This is a genomic window from Microcoleus sp. S36a_B3 (assembly GCF_036700745.1).
Classification (GTDB): Bacteria; Cyanobacteriota; Cyanobacteriia; order Cyanobacteriales; family Microcoleaceae; genus Microcoleus.
Map to the genome: position 1 here is coordinate 1 of NZ_JAUBPN010000056.1, position 13,059 is coordinate 13,059.

A 13,059-nucleotide genomic window follows, 5' to 3' on the forward strand; every position below is an offset into this window, starting at 1 on the left:
ACTTATATTAACCAAGCTTGAATATATCGATCGCTCCTGTGATTGGTTTGCGATCGATTATTCAGCAAACCCTAAATTACACCTTGGTGGCAGTGAATCCAAGGCAAAACACTGTGAAAAACAGATATTTCGATTGCGTTGCTGCGCTCAAAATGACAAAAAAACGCCGAACTTGGTATTATGCACTCTGCCAAAGAAACCGGGTTTTTTACCCGATTTGTGCGCTACAACGCGCGTATTTTCGCAAAAAACCCGGTTTCTGACCACCGGTGCGTAAATGCTTTTTAAGAGAGAAAAGAACGGATAGTCGCGATCGCCAAATTAAGATCCAGCGGCTTGCTCAAATAACCAGAAGCGCCAGCTTCAAAACATCGATCGCGATCGCCAGCCATCGCCATCGCCGTCACCGCAATCATCGGTACCGAGTCCCATACAGGATCTGCCTTAACTCGCCGCATCAACTCAAAGCCGTCAACATCCGGCAATTGAATGTCCATCAAAATCAAATCCGGCAGTAACTCCGGCGCAGTAGAAGCGGCCAAAATTCGATCGACCATCGCCTTCCCATCCGCGATAATCTCTACCCCGTAGCCCTCCAATTCCATCACCTCCGAAATTAACATTTGGTTAAAAGGCTGGTCTTCCACAACCAAAATCCGCTTGCTACCAATTGGCAAAGCGATCGTAGAAGCAGGGATTAACTTAGAATCCAAAGCACAAGCAGCAAAGCTTCCCGACTCTTGACGCATCTCCGTCAAAGGCAGCCAAACGCGGAACACACTGCCGACATCGCAAACAGATTGAAAAGAAACAGTCCCTCCGTGCAGTTCCGCCAAACGCTTAGTCAAAGCCAAACCCAAACCGGTGCCTTCGTGCCGCCTAGTCAGGGAAGAATCTACCTGTTGAAAAGGGCGAAATAGCAAGTTCCAACGGTCTTGAGGAATGCCAATGCCGGAGTCTTTCACTTCCAAACAAAAATAAGGAGTGCTGTCATTTACAGGAGAACAATCCGGTCGATAATCGCCTTTGATTTCGCTGCCGTAGGCCAAACGACCGCTGAGTTTAACTTGTCCTTGTTCCGGTGTAAATTTGATGGCATTGGAAAGTAAATTAATCACAATTTGTCGCACTCGTCGTTCGTCTATCAAAACTTTATTAATGCGGTAATCTAGTTCTGAAGACAAAGCAATCCGCTTTTTGTCTGCCCTCGGCTGAATCATTTTTAGACAATCTGTAGCGAGTTCGTGAACGCGCACTGGCAGCAAATTTAGTTCTACTTTCCCCGCTTCAATTTTAGAAAGATCCAGAATATCGTTGATTAGTTGCAACAAGTGCTGGCCGCTTTTTTCGATCAGTTCTACATAGTTGATTTGTCGAGTGCTCAACTGTCCGGCTGTTTGGCGCAGCAGCAAGTCAGAAAATCCGAGAATGCTGTTGAGAGGCGTCCGCAATTCGTGGGACATCGAAGCTAAAAACTCAGATTTCAATTGAGAAGAATACTCTAATTGTTCGTTAACTTGGCGGAGGTTTTCTTGTGTCTGAGCCCGCTCGATAGCCGTACCCAGCGTCCGACAAGCCGCTGTGAGCACTTCTTGGTGGAGGGAGGCTTGCAATTTTTTGACGTTGCGGGACTCCAGCGTCAACACTCCGATGATGGTGCCGTCGGTAGAGGCGATCGGAAAAATCCCCAATTGTCCGATTCCCGGATGTCGAAATTGTGGCACAGCATTGGGATGTTGGGCATAGTCATCGATCAACAAAGGTTGACCGGTTTCCACCACTTTCCACAGCAAACCGATGCCGTAGGGAATGCCTTTGTCGAGCAATTCTTGCATTCCGGCGGCGACTGGTTCCCCGTAACTAGCCAAAAATTGACCAGAAACTTGGTTGGAAATTGCCGCCGCTTGTCTGTCATTTCCCGAACCGCTAATTACTTTGACATCTCCGAAAGCAGCATTCGTCGCCTCTACCAAATAGCTAAGGGCAAACCTACCTATTTCTTGCAAACTGTGAGAGTTTTGCAGGCGTTCGGTTAAACCTAAAAGAAATGTCAGCCGCCTGACTTCTGCGTTCAAGCTAGCTTGGGATGTTCGGTATACCGTAACGTCTCGAAAGGTAAACAGTCTCCCGCCGCTGTTGGTAATTGTGGCGAAGACTTCCAAACAAATGCCGTTGGATTGCTCGAAATAAAATGATAAATTTTGATCCTGAGATGTTTTCAGTGCTTCCTGAAACTGTTCCCACTGCTGAAGCGACAAGTAACCGCGATCGACAATTTCGGCAAATAGCAACTCGCACTTGGGCTTTGTGGCCAGCCATTCTGGGGACAGTTCCCAAGTGTCTGCCAATTTTTTGTTAAACAAAACTAAGCACTCAGACGAGTCGAACAGAGCGATGGCATTGTCTACTTGGTTGAGAATCAGTTCTTGGTCTGCGCTCAACTGCTGCAAGTCTGTGTCCATTTTTTTTTGTCTGTAGCTCTTAGTTTTGCGGTCATAACTGTCTGCAGGTCTGCCAATAGTTATTTTATAACTCTTTACTTAATTTGACATAATTTTACGTTTGTTGGGGGTGAGGGCGATCTGCGGGCTTTGTGATCTGAGGCACTTGCTGGTTGTGGAGGGCGATCGCGCGATCGACTTGAAGTGTCTAAAAGTGCGATCGACCGTACAATTAAATCATTATATTCAGTAAAAATTGCTTTTAAATCCCTGATTATTGTGAATAAAAATTAATTTTTGGGGTCTTCTGGGTTTGCGGCGCTCATAAAAACTAATTAGAAAAGCCAGCTAATAGTCGAACTCGAAAATTGTCAAAATTAACAAATCCATAGGCTTGAAGCTTAATCACTTTGAGACGATTGTTGATTCCTGACCTAAAACCACTCGTTGTTTGGTTCAAAAAATAGTTACAAATTCCCTCGATATGATTGCGAAGAATTGTATATTTTGATGACAATCAAAAATAGTCAAATCCTCTCCCTCTCTCCCCCTCAATCGCTATAGACAATCTATATGAGCAACAGCTTACTATCCCGAATCAATTCATGTATATCGCATATATCGAACGCAGTCAAATCGAGCTTGGTGCAAAGAAATCGGGATTAGGATGAGTGGCGTTCCTCTAGAAATACCCCTAAAAATATCAGCGAGTCAAAGAAGAAGCAAGCTAAGTCTGACGAAAGAATTCGTAACTTGATTGAGGAAAAATTTGGAGCAGGTAAAAGAAGATTTAGCCTTGGTAGAGTCATGGCTAAATTTTCTAATACTTCTGAAACAACCATCGCCATAATTTTTCTGGTGATGAATATTTCCGCCTGGGTACGGCCGGCTTTTTGGCTTTTTTTATGTCTATTTCACAACACAAACCTTTTTTCAGGTTTTGAGTCTCGGATAATTAGCAAAAGTTATATTTTATCAAAAAAAAATGAGCAAAATCTATTGTTTTAAGGCGATCGCAAATTCAATCACCTTTCTAAATGCTGTTTTCTGACTTTTTCAGCAAGCCCTAATTAAGACTTGAGCAGTGCCATTGGACTAGAGTCCTCATTAGGAACATCAAGAAGTAATTTGTATATCATAAATCGGCTGATTTTTCAAGCAATTCCAGTGACAAATAAATAAATCTGGCACTTGAAGGCCGACAGAGGCGATCGCAGGTGCAGCCGGAAAAGGCCAAAGTCGATCGAACAAAATCTTCTCCCCTACAAACCCAAACTGCATCAAATAAGTCGCCGGAGGCGCATTTAAAATATCCACCAACAAACGGTAAGCCAACTGGTACAACTGCTGCCGCCAAACATCCGACAAATGCAGCGGTTGACGGTAACTCAACTCGCCCGACAATTTATCGGATTCTGCGGCGATCGCCTCAGCATAAAGCGGCCCCTTTGCTGTGTGCACCACAGGGAGCCAAAAACTGCCCTCGCCGACGGGAAAAAGCAGTTCCTCAGCCACTCGATCGCGCGCCACCGCAACATTGCGGCAAAATTTAAACACATCTTGACCCGGAAAAACCAGATGGGACGGCACATCCAGCGTCATAGGACAAACGATCGCCCCAGCGGAGGCGATCGCTCCTGAATTGAGTGCAGAAATTCCACAGATATTGACTTCGGTTAAAGGATGAGATCGAGCGATCGCCTCAAGGAGACTTGCTGCTACTTTTTGCCCGTCACCCGTCACAATCAAAACCTCAGACATTGCCAAAGCTCGGCATTTGAATCCCGCGATCGTCATCAGGATCGACACTAGGCAGATCCAAGCCCTTAGCCTTGCGATTGCGAACCGCCAGACGGTAAGTCACGCTTTGCAACTCTGTATGCAATTGGCGGTTTTCCTTTTGCAGTTGATCCAGCTTTTCCTTAATCGGCTCGATCCGTTCGGCAAACTTCTGGCGGTAAACCCCTGGCAATTCCTGAACAACTTGTTCGAGCATCCGAGAGCGATCGGTCAATTCTTGCACTGACTGCCGCAGTTGGTAAACCTCAGCATCCCGATCGGCAATTTGTTCTTGATAAAAACCCACCTGTTCTTCGACAGCTTGCAGTTGTTCGCGCATCGCCTGCATTTGAGCTTGGTGGCGATCGGAAACTTCCGGCGCAGGAACAAAACTCGTATTTCCCTTCACCAGTCTGAAAAGTTCTTGAGACAACTGCTGCACCAATTGGTCGCGCATTTGCAGCTCTTCGGTGAGACGAGATACCTCTGATTGCAGTTCTTTTGAGCTTACAAGTTTAGTTAGATTCACGATGACTCTCAGCTTTTGTTATGAATAGTAGTGTGTTTCTCTTTAAAAATATCTTTCTCTTACCGAAGAGGCAAGAGGCACTGTCAAAGTTTTTAAGCTGTGTCGGCGCGTTGGAGCGATCGAGCATCAGCCAAGGGTAAAGCTTAGTTTAACGCAGATCTGGTCTAACCGATCGCAGTCGAGAGCACTTTCCCAGCTTCGTCCAAAGTGCTTCCAAAACAGATAATTCCGTCCTCGTGACCGGCCATCGCCAGAATTTTGCGATCGGCGAGATTCTCCTCCTCAAAAAGTCTAAACATTTCTAAGGCCATTTGAGGAGTGCCGTAAGGTATTTCTTTTCTAGTAGTAGGAATTTTAAACAGCAGTTGTTGCCAGAGTTGAGGATTGTGGATGTGAATAATCCCCCCCACATCGCCAGCATGAAGGTAAAGTGCTGCGTGAGTCAGGGACTCCGACGAAGCTGGTACCGGGCCCCGGCAGCAGAGGAAATTTTGTTCTAAGTTAAATTCAGTAACAGTACAGTAGGATTCTGGCCCTAGCTGCGGCAAGTGTGCTGTCTGGGTGCCGGAAATCACGAACTGGCAAGAATTGCCAATCCTGACGCTGACGTTCCCAAACCCGATGCCATTTTCGTAGACGGCAATTAGTCCCCAAGAGTGGAGTCGATCGCGCCAGTCCATCAAATCTGCTATGTCCCCGGCAGCTACAGGGTCTGCCTTTTTCCAGTCACAGCGGTACTTAACGACTCCTTCATCCATTCATTTTCCTGCAAATTGCGGACACGACAGACACGGCTGGGTCAAATACTTTACCGAATTTGTCAAACTGCTTTTTTGCCGGCTGGGTCTAGTCTACATTCCAGTGTCGCCGTAATTGGCGATCGACATCAACAAAAAGTAAGCTACGAAAGAAGAGCCAATTATTCCAAATATCATAGGTTTAGCCTCAATTGGTGATTGCAAAAGTTAAATGTAAAAAGTACGATTTCAGGCTGGGAGTTTGATTCCAGGCTCTGGCCCGAGCTAATTTCTTCTGTGAAACTATGTAACACCCCGAACAACTTATAGCTTTAGACTACAGCATTTATACTGAGCTGAGTTACTCCCTAAAAAATATTTAACGAGAAACTATGCATTTATAGGTAACTCAAGTAAAAAGCAACCGTATATTTACGTATTTTTTTCATTATACATACAGGGAAGCAAGCGGAACACCCAAATTACATATCTTAAAGATTTTTTAACTAATTACCCAAAAAGCAAACCGATCGAGCAGTGAATGCCCGATCGGCTCTGGGTTTTCTGTGGAGCGAGCGCGCCTGCCACCTTTTAAATGTGGAAGTGATACAAGATACTGCCGTCGTCTTTAATTTCGCAATTGGCATTAAAGATTTCAGCTTGTTCGTTCAAAAAACGCTGGGCGACATCCGGCGACAGCCGCGTCTCCATCGCAAACCGCACCAAAGTGATTTCGCCGCGGTTTTCTTTGATCAGTCGGTACAAAGCACTTTGGAGCCTTTCGCTCTCTTCTCGCTGAAAAGCTGTTTTGTGCTGCCAATCCGCCACCGAAGGAATCAAACCGCGACTTACCAAAATGGCCAACAGCAGGCCAACTCCCAAAATCAGAGGCACAGTCGGATCGCTCGTGGGTGTGGCCACAATTTGCGGCGCTGTCGCGGCAGCCAAACTGCTCACCATTTCTTTTTCCGACGCTTGCGTATCCGCCATCGCGAGCTGAGTTTTGTTGTAAAAGTCTTGCTGAAGCTTCATTTGCTGCAACAGGCGAGCGCGCTCTCTTTCGTATTGGTCGAGTTGTTGTTGAGCTTGTTTGAGGTCTTGAGTGACTTTTGCCAAGCGTTGGTTGAGCGACTGATTGACTGATTGCCACCGATATCTGTTAATCAGGCGGCTTTTTTCAACCATGCCTTTCATCAACATATCCGCCGTTTGCACTGCTTGATCCCGATCGAGCGAGCGATACCCAACAGCAATCTGTAGAGGTTCTTCCGGCTTAGAAATCTTGACGCTAGCATTTTGTCGAACTTGCTGAGGCGACAGCTTAACTGCATCTGCGACTGCTTTGACAACATTATCTGCCAGCAGAACATCGGGAGTCAGTTGCTCTCCTTGCTTGAGAATTGTCGCGCCCGTGCTCGAAAATTTTACTGGCGGATTATTAGAAGCCAGAGTGCCTTGAGCCAGGAATCCCGGCAGCGGAGCTAGGCGGTAGGCTAATGCCCCTGAAATACCCATAATTACAGCAAAACTGCCTAGGGCAATCCATCTGTACTGATTTGCTGAAGATCTAAAACGTAAATTTCCCATTTTGATAGTCAAGTCATAACATTCACTTTGCTGTTGCAGCTAGTCCCAAACCAAAGAGCGATCGTCTCTTTCTTTTGAATGAAATTGACTGCGGAAAAATCACTCAGATTGTAGCGAAAAGCTCTCATATCGGCTTTTCAGAGTTGCAAATATTCATGTTTCTAAAAAAGCACCGTACCTGTGTTTTTTCCTAACTATAACCTCAGCTTTTTTGTTTGGGAATTACTCAAAAAATTGCAGGTATGACGATGATAAAGTCAAGTTTGTTGCCAATCGGGGAGCCTCGTGCGAGAGTGAAATCTTGCGGAGCCTCGCCGTGTTTGTTGACACTTAAAACTTTCACTTTTTCGCCTGCTGCAATCCTCCAATTATTTTACTTCTTGGTGTGCGTTTTGCGGAAGCGATCGCGCGGGTGGGTTGTTGCTCGATCCTGCGATCGCCCGCAGGTTGTACGGCACTTCGTTCTCATCTGAGATGCCCTCAAACTCGATACTTCTTGTCACGGCACATTCACAGCGATCGCAATTACGATTCACCCGCGCGATCGCGATTAACAAACTGCTAATTTTGCCGAGCTTCTCAAATAAGAGCGAGTAAAACAATCAAAAAAAACTTAAATATTCTTCCTAAAAAGTTACTAGCCCAGAATTATACCACGCACTAACAGTATTTGCTAAAAATAAAAAGTTGTGGAGCGGGCCACAAGACCTGCTCCACATCAAAAAACGATCGTAGGATCAAATTATGAGCGATCGACCGTACCGACGAAAGTTCAGAAGCCGATCGGCAAAATAAGACCCTCGCGGGCCATGACAGCCTTGGGGAAAGCGATTTGCACATCTTCGGCGATGCGATCGAGAAAATCGTCAGTATGAGCCGGATCGTGGTGAAAAATCACCACTCGTTTCACCCTTGCTTCCTTAGCCATTCTCACCGCTTCCTGCCAAGTCGAGTGTCCCCAACCCACCTTCGGAGACTTGGGATTGTGATATTCCTCGTCGGTGTACATCGCATCGTAGATCAGCACGTCAGCGTCGAGGGCCAAATTGTAGACATTCTCATCTAGTCGATCGGGAAAATGCTCCGTATCAGAACAGTAAACCACCGAACGTCCCTGCCAACTCACCCGATATCCCATAGCAGTATTGGGGTGATTCAGAGAACCAGTCCTAATCTCAATATCGTCCAGCATCATCGTCTGGTTGTGATTGAGTTCGTAGAAATTCAAATCTGCAGGCAAACCCATCAGCGGCACCGGCGAATTCGAGTGCAGAATCCGTTCCACAAAATGCCTTTTGAGACAATCGCCATCCGGCGGAATCGCCCCATAAATATCAAACCTATTGCCGCGGATAAAAGCTGGGGCGAACAGCGGGAAACCTTGAATGTGATCCCAGTGATAGTGAGTAAAAAACATATAAGCTTGCACCGGCATTTCTTGCATCAACTGGTCTCCCAGCATCCGCAAGCCTGTTCCGCCGTCAAAAATCAAGCGTTTGCCAGCGACTCGCATTTCCAAACAAGAAGTATTGCCGCCGTAGCGAACAGTTTCCTGTCCGGGTGTCGGAACACTGCCCCGCACGCCCCAGAACTGTACGACAAAATCATCTATACCTTTTATTGATTCGGAGGGTTGAGGGCAATCAACGGGAGTTGCCGCTACAGAGGACAAGCTGATTTCCATTTTAAAATTCAGACTTTAAGGTTCCACATTGTCCGTGATGGCGCAGCAGATGGTCGCACAACACTAAAGCTACCATTGCTTCCACCATTGGCACAGCTCTTGGCAAAACGCAAGGGTCGTGCCGTCCTTTGGCCGCTAGCAGCGTTGCTTCACCCTCTCGGGTAACTGTGCGCTGCTGCTGACGAATTGTCGCAGTTGGTTTGAAGGCCGCCCGCAGAATGATATTTTCACCGTTAGCAATGCCACCCTGAATTCCGCCGGAACGATTCGTCACTGTACGAATTGCCCCTTGTTCATCAGTATAGTATTCATCATTGTGTTCGCTGCCCAAAAGCATAGTCCCGGCAAAGCCAGAACCAATTTCAAAACCTTTGCTGGCGGGTAAGGACATGATAGCTTTTGCCAAGTCGGCTTCGAGTTTGTCGAATACGGGCATTCCCAGACCTTTGGGTACGTTGCGGGCGACGCATTCGACTACACCGCCGATCGAATCTCCGTTGTCGCGAACTTTTTCGATTAGTTCAATCATTCTTTCGGCGCAGTCGGCATCGGGACAGCGGACGATGTTGCTTTCTACTTGTTCTAAGGTAACAGTGTCTGGGTCGGCGACGCATTCTAAGTGTTTGATGCGTTTGACGTAGCCGACGATTTCGACTCCAGCGGATTGAGAGAGAATTTTTTTGGCGATCGCCCCTGCTGCTACTCTACCAATAGTTTCCCTCGCCGAACTTCGACCTCCGCCTTGCCAGTTCCGAATTCCGTACTTAGCATCGTAGGTAGCGTCGGCGTGGGAAGGGCGGTAAGTTGTCGCCATTTCGCCGTAATCTTGAGGGCGAGTGTCTTGATTGCGGACTAAAATTGCGATCGGAGTTCCCAGAGTTTTGCCTTCAAACACCCCCGACAGAATTTCGCAGGTATCTGCTTCTTTGCGGGGCGTCGTAATTTTGCTTTGGCCCGGGCGGCGGCGATCGAGTTCCGCTTGAATGAACGATGCGTCTAGCGACACCAGGGGCGGACAACCGTCTATTACTACTCCCACACCGCCGCCGTGAGATTCCCCAAATGTCGATATCCGAAATAAATGCCCGAAGGTGTTGCCCATAGTGCTTTCGCCTGAAACCTGATAATTTTTACTTTAACTGGAAGATATATTTTTCCAATAGAGATTTACTGTATTTTTGCAGAATATAGCATTGACTGGGGAGGCGAAAGGTCGATCGGGCACTGCAGAAGTTCGATCGCTGCGGAGAAGGGGAGAGGGAGAGAGGGCGAGAGGGCGAGAGGGCGAAAATTGGGCAAACCTTCCTTCTTCCTTCTTCCTTCTTCCGACGGACTTACATCCGTTACATCCGTTACATCCCGTACATTGCTCGTTGCCGAACTTCCTTCTTCCCTCTTCCTTCTTCCTTCTTCCTTCATCCTTCATCTCTAATCTTCGTGTTCTTCAAAAGGATCTCTCAATTGCTTGGCGGGAGGGCCGAAAGCCGTGTAAATCGTGAAGCCGGTGATTGCCACCAGACACACACCGAGAGAAATACCTAGAAATGCTGCTGGTTCCATATTGGGGAGCAATTATGAGTTATCCACTCTATAATATTACAAAAAATAACAATCCGTCTCAAAGTCTAGTGATTTTAGGCTGGGTAGGGTATGGCAGCATCCGGGGGAGACGGGGAGACGGGGAGAGTCGGAGACTGCGGGAGAGTCGGGGAGTGGGGGGTCTAAAAAATTGCGATCGCAATTAGCGGTGGAAGTATGTCAAACTTTTCTGTAGAGATTCATTGTAGGTGACTTATGGCACAGCGGACTTGGTTAGGAGATATACTCAAACCCCTTAACTCAGAATACGGCAAGGTAGCCCCTGGTTGGGGAACCACCCTGTTGATGAGCGTTTTCATCGGACTGTTTTTCGTGTTCTTGTTGATTATTCTGCAAATCTACAACTCTTCACTGATTCTGGAGAATGTGGATGTCGATTGGTCGAGTCTCGGCCGCTAAAATTTGAGCGCGAAACAGTCAGGCTAACAGTAAAAGCTGAGGGTAGAGGAGAAAGGGTAAAAGCTAAATTTTCCCATTTTCCCTTGCCCTTTCCCGTTAGTGGCTCGTAATTTAATGCTAACTAATTAAACAAAATACCGGAGAAAAAACATGAATATTTTTGGAATTGGCTTGCCGGAAATGGCAGTAATTTTTACCATCGCCCTGTTGGTATTCGGCCCGAAAAAATTACCGGAAATCGGTCGGAGTTTCGGAAAAGCACTGCGGGGATTTCAAGACGCTTCGCGGGATTTTGAGTCGGAGTTTACGCGGGAAGCCAAGCAGTTAGAAGAAGCAGTCGCAACTACCAAAAAGCCCGAACCCGAAAAAATCGCGGCAGCCAAGGAAGATACCGCAAACAGTTAGATGAATAACACTCAGAAGTCGGAAACACCAGCGGAGTTAATAATTCCCCAGCTAATAGTTGGCTTGGGAAATCCAGAACCAAAGTACGATCGCACGCGACACAACATCGGCTTTAATGCAGTCGATACCTTGGCTAAATCTTGGCAAATTTCCCTGTCAGAAAACCGCAAATTTCAAGGCATATTTGGCGAGGGAAATCGGCCGCGAGGACAGAAAATCCGCTTGCTGAAACCGTTGACGTACATGAACCTGTCCGGCCAATCGATTCGGGCGGCCACAGATTGGTACAAAATACCTCCAGAGTCCGTATTAGTAGTATATGACGATATGGATTTGCCGATCGGCAAACTCAGAATGCGGCTAGCAGGTTCAGCCGGCGGCCACAACGGCATGAAATCAACAATTTCTCATTTAGGTACAGACAAATTTCCCCGCTTGCGGATTGGCATCGGCAAACCTCAAAACGATCCTGCTAAAAATGACAAAGATACGATTTCGTTCGTATTAGGAAAATTTTCCTCAGAGGAAAGTCAATTAGTAGAGAAAGTGCTTAAATTAGTTGTAGAAGCTGTGGAACTTAGCCTCCATCAGGGAGTAGAAAAAGCCATGAGTCTTTACAACAATCGTACCATTGCAGAAACAAACGCGGAAACAAAAAGGTGAGTTCGAGACGTTTGCCCGAAACAACTGCATATGTCCGAGTGACTGGCCAATCTTGGCTAAAAGGCACCATTGAAGGTGAAGTAAGTGCCGGCAATTTTGAATGGCAGTTTCAGTGGCGTTTCACGGCAGAAAAAACACTGATACTGGAACCATCTCGGGGTAGGGCATTGATTCAAGAACCGCTGCACCGTTTTCTGGAGAAATGGGATTATCAGCTTGAACCGGGCGGGGATTATTCCTTTACGGTTCGGGCTCAGTTTTAATACTCAGAAACCGGGTTTTTACGAAATACTTCGTTACCACAGGCTAAAGCTCTCAAAAACCCGGTTTCTTTGGTCTGGAAACACCTTGAGTCAGAAACCAATTTTTTTACGAAATACTTCGTTACCACAGGCTAAAGCTCTCAAAAACCCGGTTTCTTTGGCCTGGAAACACCTTGAGTGCAGAAACCGGGTTTTTACGACAATACTTCGTTACCACAGGCTAAAGCTCTCAAAAACCCGGTTTCTTTGGCCTTGACGCTACGAACTAAGAAACCGGGTTTTCCGAGATTTATGGTTTTCAACAAGTATTTTCGTAAAAAACCCGGTTTCTGGCCTCTGATGAAATGCGGGATAATCAATTGATTGGTGGTGATTGCAGCAATTCTTGAATTAAAGCAGGCGCAGTTGCTTGTTGGTAAGCGCCGCAATAATACATCGTCAAAACCGCTTTGTAAGCCCAGTGATTGGAAGGTACATCGGTAAAAGGATTTGGCAGAGTTTCAGCCTGATTGAGCACGCAAGCATTGAGGATTTGTTCTCGCGTTGGCTGCACTTGAACTAAAGAATTATTTAACTTGACTTGTGCGGTAGTTTGTGCTTTTACAGGATCATAAAAGTTAGCACTAATTAGCAGTATAGCTACGGCAAAAATCGTGAGTTTCATAGGTAATTGGTCATTGGGAATTGATAAAATGACAACAGTCAACTGACAACCAACAACTGCCAACTAACAACTGCCAACTGACTACTGACTACTGACTAATTTTTCGCATTCCTACAGCCAAGACGCTCAAAAACAAAAGCCCCGCTGCCCCAGCCAACGGATTGCCGTTAATTCCAGTCACCCAATCGGGAACAGAGCCAGAATATCGGACTAACTCCCCGATGTTAATTATATAAGCTGAGACGCAGCTAGATTGTATAATATAAAAAAATAAGCAATCATTAGTTATAGTGTATGCCAGCCAAAAAT

16 protein-coding genes and 2 pseudogenes are annotated in these 13,059 nt (G+C 46.4%); 5 read left to right on the forward strand and 13 right to left on the reverse strand.

Annotation, left to right across the window (positions count from 1 at the left end):
• Positions 1-284 precede the first annotated feature (284 nt).
• Positions 285-2,462 carry an ATP-binding protein gene (locus tag QUA01_RS26730; protein ID WP_333093545.1) on the reverse strand — a complete coding sequence of 726 codons (2,178 nt, stop codon included), beginning with the start codon at positions 2,460-2,462 and terminating at the stop codon, positions 285-287.
• 310 nt (positions 2,463-2,772) lie between these two features.
• Positions 2,773-2,958, reverse strand: coding sequence for a transposase (locus tag QUA01_RS26735; RefSeq protein WP_333093544.1), 186 nt, complete (start codon positions 2,956-2,958; stop codon positions 2,773-2,775).
• 69 nt (positions 2,959-3,027) lie between these two features.
• Here QUA01_RS26735 and QUA01_RS26740 point away from each other — a divergent pair.
• Positions 3,028-3,449: pseudogene (locus QUA01_RS26740) on the forward strand (transposase); the annotation flags it as partial.
• 108 nt (positions 3,450-3,557) lie between these two features.
• Here QUA01_RS26740 and QUA01_RS26745 read toward each other — a convergent pair.
• The 9 genes from QUA01_RS26745 to psbN all read right to left on the reverse strand — a co-directional run bounded on the left by QUA01_RS26745 (position 3,558) and on the right by psbN (position 10,329).
• A complete protein-coding gene (locus tag QUA01_RS26745; RefSeq protein WP_333093543.1) occupies positions 3,558-4,202 on the reverse strand; it encodes a hypothetical protein in 645 nt (214 codons plus the stop codon).
• Positions 4,195-4,749: an Npun_F5560 family protein gene (locus tag QUA01_RS26750; protein WP_194010078.1), complete on the reverse strand. Its 555-nt coding sequence runs from the start codon at positions 4,747-4,749 to the stop codon at positions 4,195-4,197. The genes QUA01_RS26745 and QUA01_RS26750 overlap by 8 nt, the downstream gene beginning before the upstream one ends.
• Before the next feature lie 164 nt (positions 4,750-4,913).
• Complete coding sequence (locus QUA01_RS26755; RefSeq protein WP_333093542.1) at positions 4,914-5,507, reverse strand: class II aldolase/adducin family protein; 594 nt, start codon at positions 5,505-5,507, stop codon at positions 4,914-4,916.
• Positions 5,508-6,077: 570 nt separating this feature from the next.
• On the reverse strand, positions 6,078-7,073 hold the full coding sequence (locus tag QUA01_RS26760) for a hypothetical protein (protein WP_194010076.1): 996 nt from the start codon (positions 7,071-7,073) through the stop codon (positions 6,078-6,080).
• 368 nt (positions 7,074-7,441) lie between these two features.
• On the reverse strand, positions 7,442-7,675 hold the full coding sequence (locus QUA01_RS26765) for a hypothetical protein (RefSeq protein ID WP_333093541.1): 234 nt from the start codon (positions 7,673-7,675) through the stop codon (positions 7,442-7,444).
• A gap of 170 nt (positions 7,676-7,845) precedes the next feature.
• Positions 7,846-8,757, reverse strand: coding sequence for an MBL fold metallo-hydrolase (locus tag QUA01_RS26770; protein WP_333093540.1), 912 nt, complete (start codon positions 8,755-8,757; stop codon positions 7,846-7,848).
• 1 nt (position 8,758) lies between these two features.
• On the reverse strand, positions 8,759-9,859 hold the full coding sequence (gene aroC / locus QUA01_RS26775; protein WP_333093539.1) for a chorismate synthase: 1,101 nt from the start codon (positions 9,857-9,859) through the stop codon (positions 8,759-8,761).
• A 65-nt stretch (positions 9,860-9,924) separates the two neighbouring features.
• Positions 9,925-10,176, reverse strand: a complete 252-nt coding sequence (locus QUA01_RS26780) for a hypothetical protein (protein ID WP_333093538.1) — start codon at positions 10,174-10,176, stop codon at positions 9,925-9,927.
• 9 nt (positions 10,177-10,185) lie between these two features.
• Positions 10,186-10,329, reverse strand: a complete 144-nt coding sequence (psbN, locus tag QUA01_RS26785) for a photosystem II reaction center protein PsbN (protein ID WP_442922027.1) — start codon at positions 10,327-10,329, stop codon at positions 10,186-10,188.
• Positions 10,330-10,551: 222 nt separating this feature from the next.
• On the opposite strand from psbN, the gene psbH reads away from it, so the two are divergent.
• From psbH to QUA01_RS26805, 4 genes are all read left to right on the forward strand, one after another.
• Positions 10,552-10,755, forward strand: coding sequence for a photosystem II reaction center phosphoprotein PsbH (psbH, locus tag QUA01_RS26790; RefSeq protein WP_006633692.1), 204 nt, complete (start codon positions 10,552-10,554; stop codon positions 10,753-10,755).
• A 150-nt stretch (positions 10,756-10,905) separates the two neighbouring features.
• A complete protein-coding gene (locus QUA01_RS26795) occupies positions 10,906-11,160 on the forward strand; it encodes a TatA/E family twin arginine-targeting protein translocase (RefSeq protein WP_194010071.1) in 255 nt (84 codons plus the stop codon).
• Positions 11,161-11,823: an aminoacyl-tRNA hydrolase gene (gene pth / locus QUA01_RS26800; protein ID WP_194010070.1), complete on the forward strand. Its 663-nt coding sequence runs from the start codon at positions 11,161-11,163 to the stop codon at positions 11,821-11,823.
• Positions 11,820-12,086: a DUF3146 family protein gene (locus QUA01_RS26805; RefSeq protein ID WP_194010069.1), complete on the forward strand. Its 267-nt coding sequence runs from the start codon at positions 11,820-11,822 to the stop codon at positions 12,084-12,086. The genes pth and QUA01_RS26805 overlap by 4 nt, the downstream gene beginning before the upstream one ends.
• A 355-nt stretch (positions 12,087-12,441) precedes the next feature.
• On the opposite strand, the gene QUA01_RS26810 is transcribed toward QUA01_RS26805, so the two are convergent.
• Together QUA01_RS26810 and QUA01_RS26815 are read right to left on the reverse strand one after the other, a co-directional pair.
• The gene (locus tag QUA01_RS26810; RefSeq protein ID WP_333093536.1) at positions 12,442-12,750 is read right to left on the reverse strand and encodes an S-layer protein; all 309 of its coding nucleotides are present in this window, start codon (positions 12,748-12,750) and stop codon (positions 12,442-12,444) included.
• 88 nt (positions 12,751-12,838) lie between these two features.
• Positions 12,839-13,059: pseudogene (locus tag QUA01_RS26815) on the reverse strand (hypothetical protein); the annotation flags it as partial.

Bases quoted from the DNA above. Each gene is read 5' to 3' on its own strand.
- QUA01_RS26730 (WP_333093545.1), bottom strand. From the start codon at position 2,462: ATGGACACAGACTTGCAGCAGTTGAGCGCAGACCAAGAACTGATTCTC.
- QUA01_RS26745 (WP_333093543.1), bottom strand. From the start codon at position 4,202: ATGTCTGAGGTTTTGATTGTGACGGGTGACGGGCAAAAAGTAGCAGCA.
- QUA01_RS26755 (WP_333093542.1), bottom strand. From the start codon at position 5,507: ATGGATGAAGGAGTCGTTAAGTACCGCTGTGACTGGAAAAAGGCAGAC.
- QUA01_RS26760 (WP_194010076.1), bottom strand. From the start codon at position 7,073: ATGGGAAATTTACGTTTTAGATCTTCAGCAAATCAGTACAGATGGATT.
- QUA01_RS26770 (WP_333093540.1), bottom strand. From the start codon at position 8,757: ATGGAAATCAGCTTGTCCTCTGTAGCGGCAACTCCCGTTGATTGCCCT.
- aroC (WP_333093539.1), bottom strand. From the start codon at position 9,859: ATGGGCAACACCTTCGGGCATTTATTTCGGATATCGACATTTGGGGAA.
- QUA01_RS26780 (WP_333093538.1), bottom strand. From the start codon at position 10,176: ATGAAGGAAGAAGGAAGAAGGAAGAGGGAAGAAGGAAGTTCGGCAACG.
- psbH (WP_006633692.1), top strand. From the start codon at position 10,552: ATGGCACAGCGGACTTGGTTAGGAGATATACTCAAACCCCTTAACTCA.
- QUA01_RS26795 (WP_194010071.1), top strand. From the start codon at position 10,906: ATGAATATTTTTGGAATTGGCTTGCCGGAAATGGCAGTAATTTTTACC.
- pth (WP_194010070.1), top strand. From the start codon at position 11,161: ATGAATAACACTCAGAAGTCGGAAACACCAGCGGAGTTAATAATTCCC.
- QUA01_RS26810 (WP_333093536.1), bottom strand. From the start codon at position 12,750: ATGAAACTCACGATTTTTGCCGTAGCTATACTGCTAATTAGTGCTAAC.